The organism is Streptomyces sp. NPDC111516, from assembly GCF_055635345.1.
In genome coordinates this window covers 26,738-49,086 of record NZ_JBVKBV010000012.1, presented here as the reverse complement: position 1 = coordinate 49,086, position 22,349 = coordinate 26,738, and the positions used below count along the sequence as shown (strand labels likewise).

General features: G+C 69.1%; 17 protein-coding genes. 9 read left to right on the top strand and 8 right to left on the bottom strand.

Going from position 1 to position 22,349, the window contains the following annotated elements; genetic code table 11:
• The first annotated feature begins 1 nt into the window (after position 1).
• Together ACZ7L9_RS22500 and ACZ7L9_RS22495 are read left to right on the top strand one after the other, a co-directional pair.
• Positions 2 to 1,525 (top strand): sugar ABC transporter ATP-binding protein, encoded by a 1,524-nt coding sequence (locus ACZ7L9_RS22500; protein ID WP_471417398.1) that lies wholly within the window; start codon positions 2 to 4, stop codon positions 1,523 to 1,525.
• The gene (locus ACZ7L9_RS22495) at positions 1,522 to 2,574 is read left to right on the top strand and encodes an ABC transporter permease (RefSeq protein WP_471417396.1); all 1,053 of its coding nucleotides are present in this window, start codon (positions 1,522 to 1,524) and stop codon (positions 2,572 to 2,574) included. The genes ACZ7L9_RS22500 and ACZ7L9_RS22495 overlap by 4 nt, the downstream gene beginning before the upstream one ends.
• A gap of 98 nt (positions 2,575 to 2,672) precedes the next feature.
• Here the strand turns inward: ACZ7L9_RS22495 and ACZ7L9_RS22490 are convergent, their stop codons facing one another.
• From ACZ7L9_RS22490 to ACZ7L9_RS22470, 5 genes are all read right to left on the bottom strand, one after another.
• On the bottom strand, positions 2,673 to 3,344 hold the full coding sequence (locus ACZ7L9_RS22490) for a FadR/GntR family transcriptional regulator (RefSeq protein WP_451816928.1): 672 nt from the start codon (positions 3,342 to 3,344) through the stop codon (positions 2,673 to 2,675).
• Positions 3,345 to 3,587: 243 nt separating this feature from the next.
• Positions 3,588 to 5,198, bottom strand: coding sequence for a glycerol-3-phosphate dehydrogenase/oxidase (locus tag ACZ7L9_RS22485; RefSeq protein ID WP_471417393.1), 1,611 nt, complete (start codon positions 5,196 to 5,198; stop codon positions 3,588 to 3,590).
• Between the two features lie 5 nt (positions 5,199 to 5,203).
• Positions 5,204 to 6,730: a glycerol kinase GlpK gene (glpK, locus tag ACZ7L9_RS22480; RefSeq protein ID WP_471417391.1), complete on the bottom strand. Its 1,527-nt coding sequence runs from the start codon at positions 6,728 to 6,730 to the stop codon at positions 5,204 to 5,206.
• A gap of 71 nt (positions 6,731 to 6,801) precedes the next feature.
• Positions 6,802 to 7,593: an MIP/aquaporin family protein gene (locus tag ACZ7L9_RS22475; RefSeq protein ID WP_471417389.1), complete on the bottom strand. Its 792-nt coding sequence runs from the start codon at positions 7,591 to 7,593 to the stop codon at positions 6,802 to 6,804.
• A gap of 258 nt (positions 7,594 to 7,851) precedes the next feature.
• Positions 7,852 to 8,616, bottom strand: a complete 765-nt coding sequence (locus ACZ7L9_RS22470) for an IclR family transcriptional regulator (RefSeq protein ID WP_471417387.1) — start codon at positions 8,614 to 8,616, stop codon at positions 7,852 to 7,854.
• A gap of 240 nt (positions 8,617 to 8,856) precedes the next feature.
• Here ACZ7L9_RS22470 and metH point away from each other — a divergent pair, with 240 nt between their 5' ends.
• The 3 genes from metH to ACZ7L9_RS22455 all read left to right on the top strand — a co-directional run bounded on the left by metH (position 8,857) and on the right by ACZ7L9_RS22455 (position 15,156).
• Positions 8,857 to 12,369: a methionine synthase gene (gene metH / locus ACZ7L9_RS22465; protein ID WP_471417384.1), complete on the top strand. Its 3,513-nt coding sequence runs from the start codon at positions 8,857 to 8,859 to the stop codon at positions 12,367 to 12,369.
• 120 nt (positions 12,370 to 12,489) lie between these two features.
• Positions 12,490 to 13,191 (top strand): HAD family hydrolase, encoded by a 702-nt coding sequence (locus ACZ7L9_RS22460; RefSeq protein WP_471417382.1) that lies wholly within the window; start codon positions 12,490 to 12,492, stop codon positions 13,189 to 13,191.
• A 366-nt stretch (positions 13,192 to 13,557) separates the two neighbouring features.
• The gene (locus ACZ7L9_RS22455; protein WP_471417381.1) at positions 13,558 to 15,156 is read left to right on the top strand and encodes an ABC transporter substrate-binding protein; all 1,599 of its coding nucleotides are present in this window, start codon (positions 13,558 to 13,560) and stop codon (positions 15,154 to 15,156) included.
• 79 nt (positions 15,157 to 15,235) lie between these two features.
• On the opposite strand, the gene ACZ7L9_RS22450 is transcribed toward ACZ7L9_RS22455, so the two are convergent.
• Both ACZ7L9_RS22450 and ACZ7L9_RS22445 read right to left on the bottom strand, forming a co-directional pair.
• A complete protein-coding gene (locus ACZ7L9_RS22450) occupies positions 15,236 to 15,907 on the bottom strand; it encodes a response regulator (protein WP_093541287.1) in 672 nt (223 codons plus the stop codon).
• A gap of 9 nt (positions 15,908 to 15,916) precedes the next feature.
• The gene (locus ACZ7L9_RS22445; protein WP_471417673.1) at positions 15,917 to 16,762 is read right to left on the bottom strand and encodes a RecB family exonuclease; all 846 of its coding nucleotides are present in this window, start codon (positions 16,760 to 16,762) and stop codon (positions 15,917 to 15,919) included.
• Between the two features lie 171 nt (positions 16,763 to 16,933).
• On the opposite strand from ACZ7L9_RS22445, the gene ACZ7L9_RS22440 reads away from it, so the two are divergent.
• The 3 genes from ACZ7L9_RS22440 (at position 16,934) to ACZ7L9_RS22430 (ending at position 19,920) form a co-directional block, all read left to right on the top strand.
• Positions 16,934 to 18,184, top strand: coding sequence for a site-2 protease family protein (locus tag ACZ7L9_RS22440; protein ID WP_471417671.1), 1,251 nt, complete (start codon positions 16,934 to 16,936; stop codon positions 18,182 to 18,184).
• Between the two features lie 61 nt (positions 18,185 to 18,245).
• A complete protein-coding gene (locus tag ACZ7L9_RS22435; protein ID WP_093541283.1) occupies positions 18,246 to 19,151 on the top strand; it encodes a tRNA (adenine-N1)-methyltransferase in 906 nt (301 codons plus the stop codon).
• Positions 19,152 to 19,341: 190 nt separating this feature from the next.
• The gene (locus ACZ7L9_RS22430; protein WP_471417669.1) at positions 19,342 to 19,920 is read left to right on the top strand and encodes a hypothetical protein; all 579 of its coding nucleotides are present in this window, start codon (positions 19,342 to 19,344) and stop codon (positions 19,918 to 19,920) included.
• A gap of 39 nt (positions 19,921 to 19,959) precedes the next feature.
• Here ACZ7L9_RS22430 and ACZ7L9_RS22425 read toward each other — a convergent pair whose 3' ends face one another.
• Positions 19,960 to 20,271, bottom strand: coding sequence for a ferredoxin (locus ACZ7L9_RS22425; protein WP_471417377.1), 312 nt, complete (start codon positions 20,269 to 20,271; stop codon positions 19,960 to 19,962).
• 242 nt (positions 20,272 to 20,513) lie between these two features.
• Between ACZ7L9_RS22425 and arc the strand changes: the two genes are divergently transcribed.
• Positions 20,514 to 22,280, top strand: a complete 1,767-nt coding sequence (arc, locus tag ACZ7L9_RS22420) for a proteasome ATPase (RefSeq protein ID WP_471417375.1) — start codon at positions 20,514 to 20,516, stop codon at positions 22,278 to 22,280.
• The last annotated feature ends 69 nt before the right edge of the window (positions 22,281 to 22,349 follow it).

Below are 22,349 nucleotides of genomic sequence, written 5' to 3'. Positions count from 1 at the left end.
CATGGACCAGGCACCACCACCTGCCGTAGAGGCGACGGGCATCGTCAAACGCTTCGGGCCGACCGTCGCGCTCGACGGGGTGAAGCTCACCGTGCGGCCCGGTGAGTCCCACGCCCTCGTCGGTCGCAACGGCGCGGGCAAGTCGACGCTGGTCAGTGTCCTGACCGGGCTCCACAAGGCGGACGCGGGCACGGTCGCCTTCGGTGGGGAGCCCGCGCCCGCCTTCGGGGACACCACGGCCTGGCAGTCGAAGGTCGCCTGCGTCTACCAGAAGTCGATGGTCGTCCCCGATCTGACCGTCGCCGAGAACCTCTTCCTCAACCGCTTCGACGACAACGCCCGCTGGATCAGCTGGGGGAAGCTCCGCAAGCGGGCCGAGGGGCTCCTCGCCGAGTACGGCGTCCAGGTCGACCCCGGCACCCGGGCGCGCGATCTCGCCGTCGAGCAGCGGCAGTTCGTCGAGATCGCCCGGGCGCTGTCCTTCGGCGCCCGGCTGATCATCCTGGACGAGCCGACCGCCCAGCTCGACGCCCGTGGCATCGGGCGGCTCTTCGACAAGCTCCGGGAACTGCAGGGCCAGGGAGTGGCGTTCCTCTTCATCTCCCACCATCTGCAGGAGGTGTACGAGCTGTGTACGGCGGTCACCGTCTACCGCGACGCCCGCCATGTGCTCACCGCCCCGGTCGCCGACATCGCCAAGGTGGAACTGGTGGCGGCGATGACCGGTGAACAGTCCGCCGGCGCCACCGGCTGGCACGCGAGCGGTGACGCCGCGGCGGCACGGGACGAGTCGGCCGCACCTGTCCTGCGTACCGAACGCCTCACCCTTCAGGGCCAGTTCGAACCTCTGGACCTGGAGGTCCGCCCCGGCGAGGTGCTCGGCCTCGCCGGCTCCGCGGCCAGCGGCAACACGGCCCTGGGTGAGACCCTGGCCGGAATGCGCAAGGCGGGCGGCGGCACGGTCTTTGTCCACGGCAGGACCGTGCGCTCCGGCAGCGTGCCGCACGCACTGGACGCCGGGATCGGCTACATCCCCGAGGACCGGCACGACCAGGGCCTCGTCCTGGAACGCAGCGTCGCAGAGAACGCCACCCTCACCGTCACCGACCAGCTCGGCCCGTGGGGGACCGTACTGCCCTCCCGCACAAGGGAGTTCGCACGGTCCGTGATCGCCTCGCTGGACATCAAGACACAGGGGCCCGAGCAGCCCGTCTCCGGGCTCTCCGGCGGCAACCAGCAGAAGGTGGTGGTCGCCCGCGCGCTGGCCCGCAAGCCCAGCGTGCTGGTGGCGGTCCGCCCCACCGCCGGTGTGGACATCAAGTCCAAGGACTCGCTGCTCGGAGTCGTACGGCGGGTCGCCGACGAGGGGAACGCCGCGGTGATCATCTCGGACGAACTGGACGATCTGCGGGTCTGCGACCGGGTGCTCGCCCTGTTCCACGGGCGCGTGGTCGCGACATTCGCCAGCGGGTGGACCGACGGGGAACTCGTCGCCGCCATGGAAGGTGTGGGGGAAAGGGAATGACCGGCACGGTACGGCCCGCGGCGGCCGACGACATCGACGGCGGGCCGAAGGGCTCCCCGACGGGCGAGCGCCCGCTGGACCGGCTGAAGCTGATCCGGTGGAGCGACTTCTCCCTGGTACCGGTGATCCTGGTGCTGATGGTGATCGGGTTCATCGTCTCGCCGGTGTTCCTGACCTCCGAGAACCTGATCAGCGTCGTACAGCAGTCCTCCGAGCTGAGCCTGCTGGTCCTGGGCCAGGCGCTGATCCTGATCTGCGGACGGATGGACCTGTCACTGGAGTCGACGATCGGCATCGCGCCGGTCGTCGCGATGTGGCTGGTCCTGCCTGCCGAGGGCGGCCGCTTCGCGGGCCTGGGCCTGCTGCCCACCTGGTCGGCGATCCCGCTCTGTCTGCTCGTGGGCCTCGCCATCGGTGCCGTCAACGGCTTCCTGATGCTGAAGCTGCGGGTCAACGGCTTCATCGCCACGCTCGGCATGCTCACCATGCTGCGCGGCCTCCACATCGGCATCACCGAGGGCAAGTCCATCACCGACGTGCCGGAGTCCTTCCGCTACCTCGGCAAGAGCGAGTGGTTCGGCGCACCGGCCGCCGTCTGGATCTGCCTGGCGCTGTTCGCTGTCGGCGGCGCCGCGCTGGCCTGGCTGCGCCACGGGCGTTCGCTGTACGCGATCGGAGGCAACCCGGAGGCCGCGCGCGCCGCGGGCATCCGGGTGGACCGGGTCACCTGGATCGTCCTCGCCATCGGCGGCCTGCTGGCGGCCTTCGCGGGCATCCTCTACACCGGCCACTACGGATCGGTCGCGGCGACCCAGGGCAACGGCTGGATTTTCCAGGTGTTCGCCGCCGCGGTCATCGGCGGCATCAGCCTCAAGGGCGGACGCGGCACCCTGTTCGGTGCGCTGACCGGTGTACTGACGCTCCAACTGGTGGTCAATGTGATGACCCTCGGCGGCGTCCCCGCGCTGTGGAACCAGTTCCTCAACGGCGCGATCATCATCGTCGCCCTGGTCATCTCCCGCTTCGCGAGCGGCGAGAAGCAGGACTGATCTCTTTTCCCGCGACGCCGGCGGTGCTGATCATTCTCAGCCCCGCCGGCGTTCGAGCGCGGGTTCCGGGGCGGAGCCCCGGCCACCCGCCCGCCGCGCTACAGCGTCGACCGCAACCACTGCTCCACGCTCGCCACGTGCACCGTCGCCCACGCCCGCGCGGCCTCCGCGTCCCGGTCCCGCAGCGCCGACACGATCGCCCGGTGCTCATGGAGCGTGCGGCTCACCGCGTCCTCCTGCGTCAGACCGCGCCAGACCCGCGCCCGGGTCGTCGGCCCCGACAGCCCGTCCAGCAGCGAGCAGAGCACCGAGTTCCCGGAGGACTGCACGATCCCGCGGTGGAACTCCAGATCGCAGGCGACCAGCTCCTCCACCGAGGGCTGTGCGCCCAGGGCGTCCAACTGTGAGCTCAGCACGTCCAGTTGGGCCTCGCTGATCCGGGTGGCCGCCATCGCCGTCGCCGCCGGTTCGAGGATCCGGCGGACCGCCAGGAACTCGAGCACCGTGTCGTCGCGGTGGAAGTCCACGACGAAGCTCAGCGCCTCCAGCAGCAACTGCGGATCAAGGCTGGTCACATACGTGCCGTCGCCCTGCCGCACATCGAGAATGCGGATCAGCGACAGGGCGCGCACCGCCTCCCGGAGGGAGTTGCGGGAGAGCCCCAGCTCGGCCGCGAGTTCGCTCTCCTTGGGGAGCCGGTCGCCGGGCCGTAGCGCACCCGAGACGATCATTTCCTTGATCTTCTCGATCGCCTCGTCGGTGACAGCCATGACGGTCCTCCTGGATCCGGACTGGAATCAGACATCCGATGTCTCCCCTCATTATGCGGGTCGGAAGAGGCTGATGAACCAGGTCTGCCGCAGGTCGCCCCGGGGGCGCGCCCCGGCGGACGGCCGCCGGGACGTCGCACGCGCACAGCGGCCGTACGGCGGGGCGAGGCCTTCCCGGGCAGGCGGACATACGGAAGGGGCGGCCCCCTCCGGGAACCGCCCCGTCCGATGCGTACGACCCCGTCAGCTCCGGTCGCCGAGCATGGTCTCGACGCCGGCCCGGATCTCGTCCGTCGCCAGGCCCCGGATCGTCAGCGTCGTCCGGCGGCGCAGCACGTCGTCCGCCGTCTCGGCCCACTCGTGATCACGCGCGTAGGCGACCTGCGCCCAGATCTCCGGGGCGTCCGGGTGGACGCGCTCGGCCAGCGCCGGATTCTCGTTCGCCAGCCGTGCGATGTCGAAGGCGAGCGAGCCGTAGTGGGTGGCGAGGTGGCGGGCCGTGTCGGCGGCCATCCGGGGGCCGGGCGTACCGCCGTCGATCAGCAGCCGGTGCGCCACCGCGTTCGGGTTGGCGATGCCGGGCAGCGGGAGCTTCTTGGGCAACCGCGAGATCGGCTCCATGTCGTCCGCCAGGGGGTGGCCGGGGAGCGCGGCCAGCTTGTTCATCACCGTACGGCCGATGTGGCGGAACGTCGTCCACTTGCCGCCCGCGACCGACAGCATCCCGCCGCGGCCCTCCGTCACGACCGTCTCGCGCTTGGCCTTGGACGTGTCGCCGGGACCGCCGGGCAGCACCCGGAGACCTGCGAAGGAGTACGTGATCAGATCGCGCGACAACTGCTGGTCCTTGATGGAGAACGCGGCCTCGTCCAGGATCTGCGCGGTGTCCTTCTCGTTGACCGCGACGTCCGCCGGATCGCCCTCGTACTCCTCGTCCGTCGTGCCGAGCAGCAGCATGTCCTCCCACGGCAGGGCGAACGTGATCCGGTACTTGTCGATCGGGGTCGCCAGCGCGGCCTTCCACGGCCGCGTCCGCTTCAGCACCAGGTGCGCGCCCTTGGAAAGACGTATCGAAGGAGCCGCGCCGGCGTCCTCCATCTTCCGCAGGTGATCGACCCACGGGCCGGTGGCGTTCAGCACGAGACGGGCGTTGACGCCGAACTCCGTACCGTCCGTACGGTCCTCCAGGTCGGCGCCCGTCACCCGGCCCCGGGTGAACCGCAGTCCGGTCACCGCCGCGTGGTTGAGGACGACCGCACCCGCGTCGACGGCCGCGCGGACCGTCATCAGTGCCATCCGGGCGTCGTTCATCTGGTCGTCGCCGTAGACCGCGACGGCCTTCAGGTTGTCGGTACGCAGTTCCGGCACATCGCGCTGCGCCCTGGCCGGACCGATCACATGCCCGACCCCGTCACCGAACGCGGAGAGCGCCGAGTAAGCGAACACACCCGCGCCGAGCTTGGCCGCGCCGTGCGGGCCGCCCTTGTACACCGGCAGGTAGAAGGTGAGCGGATTGGCCAGGTGGGGGGCCACCTGACGGGACACCGCACGGCGCTCGAAGTGGTTCTCCGCGACCAGCTTCACCGCACCGGTCTGCAGGTAGCGCAGACCGCCGTGGAGCAGCTTGGAGGAGGCTGAGGAGGTGGCGCCGGCGAAGTCGCCGGCGTCCACCAGGGCCACCCGCAGCCCGGACTGCGCGGCGTGCCAGGCGGTGGAGATGCCCAGGATGCCGCCACCGATCACCAGGAGGTCGTACGCAGCCTTGGACAGCTGCTCCCGAGTCTCGGCGCGGCTCGGGAGGGAGCCGGAGGCCGGGTGTGTCCCGAGTGCCGGGACGCTCTGCAGGGTGGTCATGGTGATTACTCCTCGTCTTCGAGCCAGCCCATGGTCCGTTCCACGGCCTTGAGCCAGCTCTTGTACTCGCGGTCGCGGATGTCCGCGTCCATGCGGGGTGTCCACTCGGCGGCCCGGCGCCAATTGGCGCGCAGCGCGTCGGTGTCCGGCCAGAAGCCGACGGCGAGGCCGGCGGCGTAGGCGGCGCCGAGGCAGGTCGTCTCGGCGACCATGGGCCGCACCACGGGTGCGTCCAGGAAGTCGGCGAGCGTCTGCATCAGCAAGTTGTTGGAGGTCATGCCGCCGTCGACCTTCAGGGCGGTGAGCTCGACACCGGAGTCCTTCGTCATGGCGTCGGTGATCTCCCTGGTCTGCCAGGCGGTGGCCTCCAGGACGGCACGGGCGATGTGGGCCTTGGTGACGTACCGGGTCAGACCGGCGATGACGCCGCGGGCGTCGGAGCGCCAGTACGGGGCGAACAGACCGGAGAAGGCGGGCACGAAGTACGCGCCGCCGTTGTCCTCGACCGACGAGGCCAGCGTCTCGATCTCGGCCGCGGAGTTGATCAGGCCCATCTGGTCGCGCATCCACTGCACCAGCGCGCCGGTGACGGCGATGGAACCTTCCAGGGCGTAGACCGGCTTCTGGTCTCCGATCCGGTACCCGACGGTCGTCAGTAGTCCGTTGTACGAGTTGACGGGCGTCTCACCGGTGTTCATCAGCATGAAGGTGCCGGTGCCGTACGTGGACTTGGCCTCGCCCTCGGAGAAACAGGTCTGGCCGAAGAGGGCCGCCTGCTGGTCGCCGAGCGCGGAGGCGACCGGGACGCCGTCCAGGACGCCGCCCTTCGCGGTGCCGTACACCTCGGCGGAGGAGCGGATCTCGGGCAGCACGGCCGGCGGGATCTCCATGGACGCGAGGATCTTGGGGTCCCACGTCATGGTGTGCAGGTTCATCAGGAGGGTGCGCGAGGCGTTGGTGACGTCGGTGACGTGGACGCCGCCGTTCGTGCCGCCGGTCAGGTTCCAGATGACCCAGGAGTCCATGGTGCCGAAGAGGATGTCGCCGCGCTCGGCGCGCTCGCGCAGCCCTTCGACGTTGTCGAGCAGCCAGCGGACCTTGGGGCCGGAGAAATACGAGGCGAGCGGCAGACCGGTCTCGCGGCGGAAGCGGTCCTGGCCCACGTTGCGGCCGAGCTCCTTGCAGAGCGCGTCGGTGCGGGTGTCCTGCCACACGAGGGCGTTGTGGACGGGCTCACCGGTGTTCTTGTCCCAGAGCAGCGTGGTCTCTCGCTGGTTGGTGATGCCGATGGCCTTCACGTCGGCGGCGGTGATGCCCGCCTTGACGACGGCGCCCGCCACGACCTCCTGGACGTTCTCCCAGATCTCGGTCGCGTCGTGCTCGACCCGGCCCGGCTTCGGGAAGATCTGCTCGTGCTCCTTCTGGTCGACGGAGACGATCCGGCCGTCCTTGTCGAAGACGATGCAGCGGCTGGAGGTGGTGCCCTGGTCGATGGCCGCGATGAACGGGCCGGTGGTGTGTGCGTCGGTCACGGTGTGCTCCCGGAAGTCTGTGTGGTCGTGAGGATTACGGCTCTGTACGTCACAGCTCTGTACGTCACGGCTCAGGCGAAGGCGACGTTGTAGAGCCCGCCCGCGATCGCGCCGCCGACGAGCGGTCCGACGACCGGGATCCATGCGTAGCCCCAGTCGGAACCGCCCTTGTTCGGCAGCGGAAGCAGCGCGTGCACGATACGCGGACCGAGGTCGCGAACCGGGTTGATCGCGTAACCCGTCGGCCCGCCGAGCGAGAGACCGATACCGACGACGACCAGCGCGGTGACCATCGCGCCGAGCGTGCCGAGGCCGTTGCCGTCGTTGTTGAGGCCCTGGGTGAGGATCGCCAGGACGAGCACGACGGTGGCGATGATCTCGGTGGCGAGGTTCTGCACCGCGTGCCGGATCTCGGGGCCGGTGGAGAAGACTCCCAGCACCGGGCCCGCCTTCGGGGCGGAGGCCTGGTCGACCATGGCCTCTTCACCCGGCTGGGCGCCCACGATCTCCGGATCTGTGAGATGCGCCCGGAACTGCCCGTAGTACGCCACCCAGACCAGCACCGCGCCGATCACCGCGCCGAACATCTGGGAGCCGAGGTACAGCGGTACGTCGCTCCACTTGGTGCCGCCCTCGATCGCGAGACCGATCGTGACCGCCGGATTGAGATGCGCGCCGGACACGCCGCCGGCCAGATATGCGCCGGTCAGCACCGCGAAGCCCCACCCGAAGGTGATGGCGAGCCAGCCGGCGTTCCGCGCCTTGGAGCGCTTGAGAGTCACCGCCGCGCAGACGCCGCCGCCGAGCAGGATGAGTACGGCGGTACCTATGGTCTCGCCGATGAAGATGTCGGAGCTGGACACCCGCGACTCCTTTGTCCTTCGTCCAGGGAAGCCGAACCCCGGGTCCCTCCGGTGGTCCGCGCCCTCACGTGAGGGCGTTTTCCGGTCCTTGGCGCTGTCACACCTTAACGCGAAATTCCGTTAGCTGTTCGACAATGCCGACCGGTGAACGGCAATGCTTCCCCCAGGTGAAACATGCGTCAAGGGTTGTGTGGCCTATAACTCGATCGTTACCGACGGCCCGCGGTGGCGGGCCGCCGCCGGTGATCACCGCCGCGGTCAGAAGGGCCGGGCGCCCAGATCCCTGGAGACTGCGCGGGCGCAGTCCCGCACCGCGGCGATCAGCTCGGGGCGCAGCTCCCCGTCCGCGCAGACCCGCTCCACCGCGCCGGTCACGGCCACCGCACCGACCGGCATCCGCCGCCGGTCGTGGATCGGGGCGGCCACCGCGGCCACGCCCTTCCAGGTCTCCTCCACGTCGGCCGCCCAGCCGCGGGCCCGGATCAGGTCGAGCATCGTCTCGAACTCCGCCGCGTCGGTGACGGTGTGCGGGGTGAAGGACCTCCGCTCGGCCTCCATCGCCTCGGTGTGCGCCACCGGGTCGTACGCCGAGAGCACCTTGCCCAGGGCCGTGGAGTGCAGCGGCTGCATGGCCCCGACCTCCAGGACCTGCCGGCTGTCGTCGGGCCGGAACACGTGGTGGACGATGAGGACGCCCTGCTGGTGCAGGACCCCCAGATGGGCGCTCTCGCCACTGGAGCGGGCCAGGTCGTCCGTCCAGACGAGGGCGCGGGCCCGCAGCTCGTGGACGTCCAGATAGCTGTTGCCCAGACGCAGCAGCTCCGCGCCCAGCTGATAGCGGCCGGACGCCGCGTCCTGCTCGACGAAGCCCTCGTGCTGGAGCGTGCGCAGGATGCCGTGTGCGGTGCCCTTGGCCAGGCCCAGTGAGGAGGCGATGTCGGACAGTCCCAGCCGACGCTCGCCGCCTGCCAGCAGGCGCAGCATCGCCGCCGCCCGCTCCAGCGACTGGATGTTCTTGGCCATCGCGCCGTACTCCTCCACCTTGGTTCGACAATGCTGAACACTATCGGTCGATGCCGACCCATGCGCGAGCGCGCAGGAAAACCGCTGCACCACTCCGATCCGGACATCCCCAGCGCACAGCATGCCGTCCGTTCCGTGGGACGGAGTGACGGCCCCGGGCGCCGCCCGGCTACGCTGGCCTGGTGCGCCTTCCGCCGAAGACGCAAAGCCGACAGCCGTCGCATCCCAGGGAGTACATCCATGGCCTCGTCGCCGACCCCTTCCGCCGACAGCCGGAACCGAGCCGAAGCCCTCCGTGAGGCACTCGCCACCCGGGTGGTGGTGGCCGACGGTGCCATGGGCACCATGCTCCAGGCACAGGACCCGACCCTCGAGGACTTCCAGAACCTCGAAGGCTGCAACGAGATCCTGAACGTCACGCGCCCCGACATCGTGCGCTCCGTGCACCAGGAGTACTTCGCCGTCGGCGTGGACTGCGTCGAGACGAACACCTTCGGGGCCAACGCCTCCGCCCTGGGCGAGTACGACATCGCCGAGCGGATCCACGAGCTCTCCGAGTCCGGCGCGCGCATCGCCCGCGAGGTCGCCGACGAATTCACCGCCTCCACCGGACAGCAGCGCTGGGTGCTCGGCTCCATGGGCCCGGGTACGAAGCTTCCCACGCTGGGGCACGCTCCCTACACCGTGCTGCGGGACGGCTTCCAGCAGAACGCCGAGGGACTGATCGCCGGCGGCGCGGACGCGCTCATCATCGAGACGACGCAGGACCTGCTGCAGACCAAGGCCGCCGTGCTGGGCGCGCGGCGCGCCCTGGAGGCGATGGGCAGCGACCTCCTGGTGCTGTGTTCGCTGGCGTTCGAGACCACCGGAACCATGCTGCTCGGCTCCGAGATCGGGGCCGCGCTGACCGCGCTGGAACCGCTCGGCGTCGACATGATCGGTCTGAACTGCTCGACCGGCCCCGCCGAGATGAGCGAGCACCTGCGCTACCTCACGCGCCACTCCCGTATCCCGCTGCTCTGCATGCCGAATGCCGGACTGCCGGTGCTCACCAAGGACGGGGCGCACTTCCCGCTCGGTCCCGAGGGGCTCGCCGACGCCCAGGAGACGTTCGTCCAGGAGTACGGCCTCTCGCTGGTCGGCGGCTGCTGCGGTACGACCCCCGAGCACCTGCGACAGCTCGTCGAGCGTGTCCGCGGCTCCGCGCTCACCTCCCGCGCGCCCCGTCCCGAGCCGGGCGCCGCCTCCCTGTACCAGACCGTCCCGTTCCGCCAGGACACCTCCTACCTGGCGATCGGCGAGCGCACGAACGCCAACGGATCGAAGAAGTTCCGCGAGGCGATGCTGGCGGCCCGCTGGGACGACTGCGTGGAGATGGCGCGCGACCAGATCCGCGAGGGAGCGCACATGCTCGACCTCTGCGTGGACTACGTCGGCCGAGACGGCGTCGCCGACATGGAGGAGCTGGCCGGACGTTTCGCCACCGCCTCCACCCTCCCGATCGTGCTGGACTCCACCGAGGTGCCGGTCCTCCGCGCCGGCCTGGAGAAGCTCGGCGGCCGGGCCGTCCTCAACTCCGTCAACTACGAGGACGGGGACGGCCCCGATTCGCGGTTCGCCAAGGTCACCGCGCTGGCCGTCGAGCACGGTGCCGCGCTGATCGCCCTGACCATCGACGAGGAGGGCCAGGCCCGTACCGTCGAGCACAAGGTCGCCGTCGCCGAGCGGCTGATCGCGGACCTGACCGGCAACTGGGGCATCCAGGAGTCGGACATTCTCATCGACACCCTGACCTTCACGATCTGCACCGGCCAGGAGGAGTCCCGGGGCGACGGCATCGCCACCATCGGGGCCATCCGCGAGCTGAAGAAGCGCCACCCCGACGTCCAGACCACGCTCGGCCTGTCCAACATCTCCTTCGGCCTCAACCCGGCCGCCCGGGTCGTCCTGAACTCCGTCTTCCTCGACGAGTGCGTCAAGGCCGGTCTCGACTCCGCGATCGTGCACGCCTCCAAGATCCTGCCGATCGCGCGCCTCGACGAGGAGCAGGTGAAGGTCGCGCTCGACCTCGTCTACGACCGCCGCGCCGAGGGCTACGACCCCCTCCAGAAGCTCATGGAGCTGTTCGAGGGCGTCAGCACGAAGTCGATGAAGGCGGGCAAGGCCGAGGAACTCCTCGCCCTGCCGCTCGACGAACGCCTCCAGCGCCGCATCATCGACGGCGAGAAGAACGGCCTGGAATCCGACCTCGACGAGGCCCTCCGAACCCGCCCGGCCCTCGACATCGTCAACGACACCCTCCTGGAGGGCATGAAGGTCGTCGGCGAGCTTTTCGGCTCCGGCCAGATGCAGCTGCCGTTCGTGCTCCAGTCCGCCGAAGTCATGAAGACCGCGGTGGCCTACCTGGAGCCGCACATGGAGAAGTCCGACGCCGAGGGCAAGGGCACCATCGTCCTGGCCACGGTCCGTGGTGACGTCCACGACATCGGTAAGAACCTCGTCGACATCATCCTGTCCAACAACGGCTTCAACGTGGTCAATCTCGGCATCAAGCAGCCCGTCTCCGCGATCCTGGACGCCGCCCAGGAGCACCGCGCCGACGTCATCGGCATGTCCGGTCTCCTGGTGAAGTCCACCGTGATCATGAAGGAGAACCTGGAGGAGCTGAACCAGCGCAAGCTGGCCGCCGAATACCCGGTGATCCTCGGCGGTGCCGCGCTCACCCGTGCCTACGTCGAACAGGACCTCCACGAGATCTACGAGGGCGAGGTCCGCTACGCCCGCGACGCGTTCGAGGGACTGCGCCTGATGGACGCCCTGGTCGCGGTCAAGCGCGGTGTCCCGGGCGCCACCCTGCCCGAACTCAAGCAGCGCCGCGTACCCAGGCGCGACACGGCGGTGCTGGAGGTCGAAGAGCCCGAGGAGGGTGTCCGCTCCGACGTCGCCGTCGACAACCCGGTCCCCGAGCCCCCCTTCTGGGGGACCCGGGTCGTCAAGGGCATCCAGCTCAAGGAGTACGCGTCCTGGCTGGACGAGGGCGCGCTCTTCAAGGGCCAGTGGGGGCTCAAGCAGGCCCGCGCCGGGGACGGACCGACGTACGAGGAACTGGTCGAGGCGGAGGGCCGCCCGCACCTGCGCGGCTGGCTCGACAAGCTCCACACCGAGAACCTGCTGGAAGCCGCCGTCGTCTACGGCTACTTCCCCTGTGTCTCCAAGGGCGACGACCTGATCCTGCTCCACGAGGACGGCTCCGAGCGCACCCGCTTCACCTTCCCGCGCCAGCGCCGCGGCCGCCGCCTGTGCCTCGCCGACTTCTTCCGCCCCGAGGAGTCCGGCGAGACGGATGTGATCGGCCTCCAGGTCGTCACCGTCGGTTCGAAGATCGGCGGCGAGACCGCCAAGCTCTTCGAGGCCAACTCCTACCGCGACTACCTGGAGCTGCACGGCCTGTCCGTACAGCTGGCCGAGGCCCTCGCCGAGTACTGGCACGCCCGCGTCCGCTCCGAGCTCGGCTTCGGCAGCGAGGACCCGGCCGATGTCGAGGACATGTTCGCGCTGAAGTACCGCGGCGCGCGCTTCTCCCTCGGCTACGGCGCGTGTCCCGACCTGGAGGACCGGGCGAAGATCGCCGAGCTGCTCCAGCCCGAGCGGATCGGTGTGCAGCTCTCGGAGGAGTTCCAGCTGCACCCGGAGCAGTCCACCGACGCGATCGTCATCCACCACCCGGAGGCGAAGTACTTCAACGCGCGGTAAGACGCCGTTCAGCGCGCGGCAGCAGGACAAGTCGTAGACTGGTCGGTCCAGTGCAGGCCGGTCGCCCTTCCCACGGGAAAAGGCGGCCGGCCTTCTCGTCCCTTACGGAAGGTGTGCCGGATGACCAGCACGGTTCCCGCGTCCATGACCCGCACGGCCGAAGGCGCCGCCCTGCAGGCCGTCCTGCTCGACATGGACGGCACCCTCGTCGACACCGAGGGCTTCTGGTGGGACGCAGAGGTGGAGGTCTTCGCCGATCTCGGGCACCAGCTCGACGAGGCATGGCGGGACGTGGTGGTCGGCGGGCCGATGACCCGCAGCGCCGGCTACCTCATGGATGTGACCGGCGCGGACATCACCCTCGCCGAACTCACCGTGCTGCTCAACGACCGCTTCGAGGAGCGCATCGGTCGCGGTGTGCCGCTGATGCCGGGCGCGGCACGGTTGCTGGCCGAACTGGCCAGGCACGAGATTCCCACCGCCCTGGTCTCCGCCTCGCACCGTCGGATCATCGACCGGGTGCTGGACTCGGTGGGTCACCACCACTTCTCCCTGACCGTCGCGGGCGACGAGGTCACCCGTACGAAGCCGCACCCGGAGCCCTATCTCACCGCCGCGTCCGGCTTCGGGGCCGAGCCCGAGCTGTGTGCGGTCATCGAGGACACCGCGACCGGAGTCGCGGCCGCGGAGGCCGCGGGCTGCCGGGTGGTCGCCGTACCGTCCGTCGCGCCGATCGCCCCGGCGTCCGGCCGTGTGATCGTACGTTCGCTCGAAGAGGTCGACCTCGCATTTCTCCGGGGCCTGGTCACGGGAATGCGGTGATCCGAACACCGAGAGTGTTTCTGTGAATAATCCGAAAAACTCTCGGCATCGGATGGTGCATTTTCTGTCGTGCGTACGTGTGTGTAAGCCGGGCGCACGGCAAAAGAAAGAAAGGGGCCCGGGCGTGACCTTTGTCACCCGAATTACGGGAGGAAAGCCATTCAAGATCGCCTGAGGTGTCCGATTCGTGGTGCCGAAATGTACCGATTGACGGCTTCTCGTACGAAACCCTCCGGGCCGGGAAAAACGGCTCGCCGGTAATTCCGGTCACCGTCTGATTACGCGCCGGGCATCTCCGGTCCGGCATTGGCCACGCCGCCCACTAATGTCGTTTTCTCCATGCCGGGATGAGGGAGAGCGTCCACAATGAACCGCAAGACTCTGGTGCTGCCGGCCGTCCTCGGTCTGCTCGCACCCGCACTCGCCGCCTGCGGCGCGTCGGGTGACGGGAGCGATGGCAGGGCCGCCATCGTTGTCGGCACCACGGACCAGTTCGTGACCTCCAAGGGGAACCCCGCACCGCTCGACCCCGCCATCGGCTACGAAGCGGGCGTGTGGAACGTGCTCCGGCAGACCGTGCAGACCCTGACGCATGTGCCGCGGGGCGGCGGCGAGCCGGTCCCCGAAGCGGCCGAGAGCTGCACGTTCACGGACACCCAGAACGAGAGCTACCGCTGCAAGCTGCGCGTCGGCCTGAAGTTCGCCGACGGCAAGCCGATCACCGCCGATGACGTGAAGTACTCCATCGACCGCGTCATCCGCATCAACGCGGCCAACGGGCCCGTAGCCCTGCTCGCCAACATCGACACCGTCGAGACGCAGGGCGAGCGGGAGGTCATCTTCCACCTCCGCACGCCGGACGCCACGTTCCCGTACAAGCTCGCCACCCCGGTCGCCGGGATCGTGCCGCGGAGCAAGTACGCCGCGAAGTCCGCACGCACCGGATTCCAGGTGGACGGCTCCGGTCCGTACACCATGAAGCCGCAAGTCGAGCACCATCGGGTCGTCAAGGTCCTCTTCACGAGGAACCCGTACTACAAGGGTGATCTGAAGGTACGGAACGACGAGGTCGAACTGGATCTCTTCCCCGACGCCAAGGCGATGGGGAAAGCCCTCGACAGCAAGAAGATCGACATGATGACCCGCACCATGTCGCCCGAGCAGTCCCGGCGGCTGCTCGAAAACCCCGAAAACGGCATCAAGCTCACCGAGATACCCGGTCTCGCCGTCAGCTTCCTCGGGTTCGACACCAAGGACCCGGCCGTGAAGAAGCCCGTACGCCAGGCCATGGCCCAGGTCATCGACCGGGGTGAGATCGCGAGCAAGGTGTACGGCACCACGGCCGAGCCGCTGTACTCGCTGATCCCGTCCGGCATCACCACGCACACCAACTCGTTCTACAACAGGTACGGCGAGCCCAGCACCACGAAGGCCGCGGCGATCCTGCGCACCGCGGGCATCGACACGCCGGTGAAGCTCACCCTGCACTACACGACGGACCACTTCGGTGCCGGGACGGCCACCGAATTCGAAGCCCTGAAGAAGCAGTTCAACGACACCGGGCTGTTCGACGTCACCGTCCAGGGCGCCGCTTGGGAGAAGTACCGCCCCGCGCAGGTGCGCGGCGACTACGCCGTCTACGGAATGGGCTGGTTCCCCGACTTCCCGGATCCCGACAACTTCACGGCGCCGTTCCTCGACAGGAACAACTTCCTCAACTCGCCCTACACGTCGGAGCTGGCCCAGAAGACGCTCATCCCGCAGTCCCGCCGGGAGTCCGACCGCAGCGCCTCGGACAAGACCTTCCAGCGGCTCCAGGACATCGTCGCCCAGGACGTCCCTGTACTGCCGATCTGGCAGGGCAAGCAGTACGTCGCCTCCCGCGAAGGTCTCACGGGCGTCGAATGGGCGGTCAACTCATCCGCCGACCTCCAGCTCTGGGAGCTCGCCGACGGCAACGCCTGAGCACGGACGACGCCCCGGCCCTTCCGGCCGGGGCGAAGGCCGGTTGCTCTCCGGCCAGCCGGCCGGCCCGTTCGTCCGTTCACTGGGCGCCGGGGCGCACCAGGCCGCTCTCGTACGCGTACACGGCCGCCTGCACCCGGTCCCGCAGGCCGAGCTTGGTCAGCACATGGCCGACATGCGTCTTGACCGTCGTCTCGCTGACGAACAGATCCGCGGCGATCTCCGCATTCGACAGACCGCGCGCCACCAGCTTCAGCACCTCGACCTCACGGTCTGTCAGCGTGTGCAGGGTGTCGGGCACCGGCTCCTCGCCGGACGGCAGATGGTCCGCGTACTTGTCGAGCAGCCTGCGGGTGATGCTCGGAGCGAGCATCGCCTCGCCTGCCGCGACCACACGGATCGCCTGCACCAGCTCATTGGCCGGAGCGTCTTTCAACAGGAAGCCGCTGGCACCGGCGCGCAACGCTTCCACCACGTACTCGTCGAGATCGAACGTGGTCAGCACCAGCACCTTCGCCGGACCGTCCCGGCCAGGCCCGGTGATCTGACGCGTCGCCTCGACGCCGTCCATCCGCGGCATGCGGATGTCCATCAGCACCACATCGGGCTGCAGCGCCCGCACCTGGTCGAGAGCCTGGAGACCGTCACCGGCCTCGCCCACCACCGCGAGATCCCCCTCCGCCTCCAGAATCATCCGGAAGCCGGTGCGCAGCAGCGGTTGGTCGTCGACCAGTAGGACGCGGATAGCCACAGGGTCTCCTCAGGGTCCTTCCAGGGCCACAGGCCGGGCGGCCTCGGCACGGACCGGATCCATTCTGCCCTGGACATCCTGCTCCGATTCCGCCGGGCGTACGGACAACGGATAAACCGGGGGAGTGCCGCCGAATTCAGGACAGGCCGACTGGTGATCGCACCAGCCGCAGAGCTTCGTCGGCCGGGGCCGCCACTCGCCCGTCTCCGTCGCCAGCCGGATCGCGTCCCAGAGCGCCAGCAGCTTCCGCTCGACCCGCTCCAGATCCGCCACCACCGGGTCGTACGTCAAGATGTCGCCGCTGCCGAGATAGACGAGCTGGAGCCGCCGCGGCACCACACCCTTCACCCGCCAGATCACCAGGGCGTAGAACTTCATCTGGAAGAGCGCACCCTCCGCGTACTCCGGGCGCGGCGCCTTCCCCGTCTTGTAGTCGACGATCCGGACCTCGCCCGTGGGCGCCACATCGATCCGGTCGATCACCCCGCGCAGCCGCAGTCCCGACTCCAGCTCCGTCTCGACGAACAGCTCCCGCTCGGCGGGCTCCAGGCGCGTCGGATCCTCCAGCGAGAACCACCGCTCCACCAGGCTCTCCGCCTCCGCGAGCCAGCGCGACAGCCGCTCGCCCCCGGCATCCTCCGCGAACAGCTCCGACAGCTCCGGCTTCGACTCCAGCAGCCGGTCCCACTGGGCGGGGATCAGCGAAGTGGCCCGGCCGGCCGTGCGCTCCGCGGCCGGATTGTCGAAGAGCCGCTCCAGCACCGCGTGCACCAGCGTGCCCCGGGTGGCCGCTTCGCTGGGCTTCTCCGGCAGTTTGTCGATGACCCGGAAGCGGTACAGCAGAGGACACTGCATGAAATCGCTCGCCCGCGACGGCGACAGGGACGAAGGCGGCTGAGCGGGCCGCGGCAGGGACGTCATGTCGAAGACCCTACGGCCCGCCACTGACAGCCGGCGGCATACCATCGACCACACACCCTCGAACACTGCAAGATCGTGCCGACCGGCACCGACCGAAGGGACCTCGTGGACGAGAGCGGCGACAACGGGCGGCCGCAGCCCGGTACGGGGGGAACAGCCCCCGGCACCGGCCCCGACAAGGGCGAGCCGCAGCGCCCCGAAGAGCCCGGAGGTGGCCTTCTCATGGGCCGTCCGTTCGGCGTGCCCGTGTACGTCGCACCCAGTTGGTTCGTCGTGGCCGCACTGATCACCTGGGTCTTCGGCGGCCAGCTCGAACGGGTGCTGCCCGAGCTCGGCGCCGCGCGTTATCTGGTCTCCCTGTTCTTCGCGATCGCCTTCTACGCCTCCGTACTCGTCCACGAACTCGCGCACACGGTCGTCGCGCTGCGCTACAAGCTGCCGGTGCGCCGCATCCAGCTCCAGTTCTTCGGCGGCGTCTCCGAGATCGAGAAGGAGTCCGAGACCCCCGGCCGCGAATTCCTGCTCGCCTTCGTCGGCCCCCTGCTCTCCCTGGTACTCGCCGGCCTCTTCTACGTCGGGATGAAGTTCGTCGCACCCGGCACCGTGCCCGGTGTCCTCCTCGCCGGACTGATGGTCTCCAACCTCCTGGTGGCCGCCTTCAACCTCCTGCCCGGCCTCCCGCTCGACGGCGGACGGATGCTCCGCGCCGTCGTCTGGAAGATCACCGGCCGGCCGATGAGCGGCACCGTCGCCGCCGCCTGGGTCGGCCGCGCCCTCGCCGTCGTCACCCTCATCGGCCTCCCGCTGCTCACCCACACCGGCTCCTTCGGGAACAACCCCCGGGACCTCAGCGGCATGGACACCGTCACCGACGCGCTGCTCGCCGCCATCCTCGCCGCCATCATCTGGACCGGAGCGGGCAACAGCCTGCGCATGGCCCGGCTGCGCGAACACCTCCCCGAACTGCGTGCCCGCACCCTCACCCGGCGCGCCGTCCCCGTGGAGGCGGACACCCCGCTCTCCGAGGCCCTGCGCCGCGCCAACGAGGCGGGCGCCCGCGCCCTCGTCGTCGTCGACGGACACGGCGAACCCACGGGCGTCGTCCGCGAAACGGCCATCGTCTCCATTCCCGAACACCGCCGCCCCTGGGTCGCCGTCAGCGGCCTCGCCCAGGACCTCACGGAGGGCATGAGGATCTCCGCCGAGCTGGCCGGCGAAGCACTCCTGGACCGTCTCAAGGCCAATCCCGCCACCGAGTACCTCGTCCTGGAGGAGACCGGGGAGATCTACGGGGTGCTGTCCACCGCCGACGTCGAACGGGCCTTCGTCGCCGCCCTGGCCAGGCCCGCCGCCTGACCGCCCGGCGTCCGCCCCGCCTCGCGGTCGGAGCCCCGGGAATCACCGGTACGCTGGTCACATGTCTGAACCGACCGGTGCCGCCCGCCGACGCGGGCCCTTCAAGGTCGGGGACCAGGTCCAGCTCACCGATCCCAAGGGACGCCACTACACCTTCACGCTCGAAGCCGGAAAGAACTTCCACACCCACAAGGGTTCTTTCCCGCACGACGAGCTGATCGGTGCCCCCGAGGGCAGCGTTGTCCGAACCACGGGAAACGTCGCCTACCTCGCGCTGCGCCCCCTGCTCCCCGACTACGTCCTGTCCATGCCCCGCGGCGCCGCCGTGGTCTACCCCAAGGACGCAGGGCAGATCCTGGCCTTCGCCGACATCTTCCCCGGCGCCCGCGTCGTGGAAGCCGGCGTCGGGTCCGGCTCGCTCTCCACCTTCCTGCTGCGCGCCATCGGCGACCAGGGCATGCTGCACTCCTACGAGCGCCGCGAGGACTTCGCCGAGATCGCCCAGCAGAACGTGGAACGCTACTTCGGCGAACCGCACCCCGCCTGGCAGCTCACCGTCGGCGACCTCCAGGACAACCTCTCGGACACCGACGTCGACCGTGTCATCCTCGACATGCTCGCCCCCTGGGAATGCCTGGAGGCCGTTTCCAAGGCGCTCGTGCCCGGTGGCATCCTCTGCGCGTACGTCGCGACCACCACACAGCTCGCGCGGACCGTCGAGTCGATCCGTGAGATCGGCTGCTTCGCCGAACCGCAGCCCTGGGAATCGATGATCCGCAACTGGCACGTCGAGGGCCTGGCCGTCCGCCCGGACCACCGCATGATCGGCCACACCGGCTTCCTCGTCACCGCCCGCCGCCTGGCCGACGGTGTGGAGGCCCCGCTGCGCCGCCGCCGTCCCGCCAAGGGTGCCTACGGCGAGGACTACGACGGCCCCGGCAGCCAGAGCGGCTCCTCCCGCGGCTGAGCCGCACAACGTACCGGCGCCACCGACGAGTTCCCGGACCGACCCGGGAACTCGGCGGCGGCGCCTCCTCGTTGCCGGTACGGACACGCATCCGTGGCCGACCCCACCGTTCCCCTGTTCTGTGAGGTGTGGCACGATGCTGGCCACCCCAGGCATCCTCGATCCACAGGAACCACAGGAGACATCCCGCGTGCAGACCTCCGAGCTCCCGGACCTCGCGCACACCGACACCAAGCCGCTCCACTGGCTCGCCACCGCGACAGCGATGGCCGCCGTCATCGCGGCAGCCGGCATGCTCCAGCCGGACCCCACCGCCTCCGCCTCGACCCCCCACCGGACCGCCGCGCAGCACGGCACCGCGCCCGTCGCCGCACCCGATCCGGAGCGGGCGGCCTACCCCCTGGAATGCGGCGGGATGGCGAACACCGTGGCCCAACAGGCGCCCGGCGACCTGGACGGCGACGGCCGCCCCGAGACCGTCGCCGTGGTCCACTGCGCGGCCGGATCCGGCACCCCGCCCAGCGGCGTCTACGTCCTCACAAAAGGAAACGGGGCCACGCCCCGGATCGTGGCGACCCTGGTGGACCCCGCCCAGCAGATGAGCATCGGAGATTTCGCGGTGCGTGACGGAGCCGTCTTCGCCACCCTGCTCGGCTACTCCTCGGCCGATGTACCCCGCTGCTGTCCCGACCAGCAGGAAAAGGTCACCTGGCGGTGGCAGGGCGGCGCCTTCGTCCGCACCACCCAGGCCGGGCCCGGCAGTGCCTGAGCGGTCACCGCGCGTGCCCGCCCGCCCGGAACCGCTGGATCAGGCGGCCTCGGGACCGTACACCTCGACCCTGTCCGAAACGCGACGTACATGGATGCAGTCGCCCGGGCACTCCTTGGCCGAATCGACGACATCCTGAAGCAGTGGAAGCGGCACGGGCGTGGTCGCGCCCTTGTCCTGCAGCAGCTCGTCGTCGCCGCTCTTCACATACGCCAGGCCGTCGATGTCCAGCTCGAACACCTCGGGTGCGTACTGCACGCAGATACCGTCCCCCGTGCACAGGTCCTGGTCGATCCAGACCTCCAGGTCCTGAGCGTCGCTGCCGGTGGGAGCGTCCTGCTGCACGGTCATTTCTCCTGCCGTTCCCTGCGTATCCGAACCAAAAGAAGCCAAGCCCTGACGGGTGTTGAACGGTTCGACGATACAACCGGCCGCTTTCCGATGTTGAAGGGTGGGTATTCCCCTCTCACGAGGGGGAACGCAAGGGTGACGATCGGACACGCCCCGCAGTCTTTGTGATCTAGGGGTTTCAATCATCACCCACCCAGGTAGGGTCAGGAAGCGTCCAGCTCCCCTTGGAGGAGGTGAGGACCGTGGCAGCCCACGACGACGACATCAACCGCGGCATCCGGCCCGGGCGGGGGTCCGAAGACCCAGCCGGCCAGGTCGCCTATCTCGAGCAGGAAATCGCCGTCCTGCGACGTAAGCTCGCCGACTCTCCGCGCCATACGAGGATTCTCGAAGAGCGGATCGTCGAGTTGCAGACCAACCTGGCAGGCGTTTCCGCGCAGAACGAGCGGCTCGCCAACACGCTCCGCGAGGCCCGCGACCAGATCGTGGCCCTCAAGGAAGAAGTCGACCGGCTCGCACAGCCGCCGGCCGGTTTCGGCGTGTTCCTGCAGGGCAATGAGGACGGCACCTGCGACATCTTCACCGGAGGCCGGAAGCTCCGGGTGAATGTCAGCCCCAGCGTCGAGATCGACGACCTCCGGCGCGGCCAGGAAGTCATGCTCAACGAAGCGCTCAACGTGGTCGACGCCATGGAATACGAGCGGGCCGGGGACATCGTCACCCTCAAGGAAATCCTTGAGGACGGCGAGCGCGCCCTGGTCATCGGGCACACCGACGAGGAACGGGTGGTACGGCTCGCGGAGCCGCTGCTGGACGCCACCATCCGCCCCGGCGACGCCCTGCTGCTCGAACCCAGGTCCGGCTACGTCTACGAAGTGGTCCCCAAGAGCGAGGTCGAAGAGCTCGTCCTCGAAGAGGTACCGGACATCGACTACAGCAAGATCGGCGGCCTGGGCGACCAGATCGAGCTGATCCGGGACGCGGTCGAGCTCCCGTACCTCCACCCCGACCTCTTCAAGGAGCACGAACTGCGGCCGCCGAAAGGCATCCTGCTCTACGGGCCGCCCGGCTGCGGCAAGACCCTCATCGCCAAGGCAGTGGCCAACTCCCTTGCCAAGAAGGTCGCCGAAGTCACCGGTCAGCCCGCGGGCAAGAGCTACTTCCTCAACATCAAGGGCCCGGAACTCCTCAACAAGTACGTCGGCGAGACCGAGCGGCATATCCGCCTCGTCTTCCAGCGCGCCCGCGAGAAGGCGAGCGAGGGCACCCCCGTCATCGTCTTCTTCGACGAGATGGAGTCCCTGTTCCGCACCCGGGGATCCGGTGTCAGCTCGGACGTGGAGAACACCATCGTCCCCCAGCTGCTCGCCGAGATCGACGGCGTCGAGGGCCTGGAGAACGTCATCGTCATCGGCGCCTCCAACCGCGAGGACATGATCGACCCCGCGATCCTGCGCCCCGGCCGCCTCGATGTGAAGATCAAGATCGAGCGCCCCGACGCGGAGGCCGCGAAGGACATCTTCGCGAAGTACCTCACGCCTTCGCTGCCCCTGCACGCGGACGACCTCGCGGAGCACACCGGCTCCAAGGAAGCTGCCTCGCACGCGATGATCCAGTCCGTCGTCGAGCGGATGTACACCGAGTCCGAGGAGAACCGCTTCCTCGAAGTCACGTACGCCAACGGCGACAAGGAAGTCCTCTACTTCAAGGACTTCAATTCCGGCGCGATGATCCAGAACATCGTCGACCGGGCCAAGAAGATGGCCATCAAGGACTTCCTCGACCAGGGCCAGAAGGGCCTTCGCGTCTCCCATCTCCTCCAGGCATGTGTGGACGAGTTCAAGGAGAACGAGGACCTGCCGAACACCACGAACCCGGACGACTGGGCCCGCATCTCCGGCAAGAAGGGCGAACGGATCGTCTTCATCCGCACGCTCGTCACCGGAAAGCAGGGCGCGGACACCGGCCGCTCCATCGACACGGTGGCGAATACCGGGCAGTACCTGTAGAACGCGGACCGGCTGCGGATGCCCGGCCGGGCATCCGCAGCCGGTCGCTTTCCGGACAGCTCGCACGAC

What these genes read in the sequence shown, in the direction of transcription:
- ACZ7L9_RS22445 (WP_471417673.1), bottom strand. Translation starts at nt 16,762, where the DNA reads ATGCAGTGTCCTCTGCTGTACCGCTTCCGGGTCATCGACAAACTGCCG.
- ACZ7L9_RS22435 (WP_093541283.1), top strand. Translation starts at nt 18,246, where the DNA reads ATGTCTGAACCGACCGGTGCCGCCCGCCGACGCGGGCCCTTCAAGGTC.
- ACZ7L9_RS22470 (WP_471417387.1), bottom strand. Translation starts at nt 8,616, where the DNA reads ATGGCCAAGAACATCCAGTCGCTGGAGCGGGCGGCGGCGATGCTGCGC.
- ACZ7L9_RS22425 (WP_471417377.1), bottom strand. Translation starts at nt 20,271, where the DNA reads ATGACCGTGCAGCAGGACGCTCCCACCGGCAGCGACGCTCAGGACCTG.
- ACZ7L9_RS22455 (WP_471417381.1), top strand. Translation starts at nt 13,558, where the DNA reads ATGAACCGCAAGACTCTGGTGCTGCCGGCCGTCCTCGGTCTGCTCGCA.
- metH (WP_471417384.1), top strand. Translation starts at nt 8,857, where the DNA reads ATGGCCTCGTCGCCGACCCCTTCCGCCGACAGCCGGAACCGAGCCGAA.
- ACZ7L9_RS22460 (WP_471417382.1), top strand. Translation starts at nt 12,490, where the DNA reads ATGACCAGCACGGTTCCCGCGTCCATGACCCGCACGGCCGAAGGCGCC.
- ACZ7L9_RS22485 (WP_471417393.1), bottom strand. Translation starts at nt 5,198, where the DNA reads ATGACCACCCTGCAGAGCGTCCCGGCACTCGGGACACACCCGGCCTCC.
- ACZ7L9_RS22495 (WP_471417396.1), top strand. Translation starts at nt 1,522, where the DNA reads ATGACCGGCACGGTACGGCCCGCGGCGGCCGACGACATCGACGGCGGG.
- ACZ7L9_RS22490 (WP_451816928.1), bottom strand. Translation starts at nt 3,344, where the DNA reads ATGGCTGTCACCGACGAGGCGATCGAGAAGATCAAGGAAATGATCGTC.
- ACZ7L9_RS22500 (WP_471417398.1), top strand. Translation starts at nt 2, where the DNA reads ATGGACCAGGCACCACCACCTGCCGTAGAGGCGACGGGCATCGTCAAA.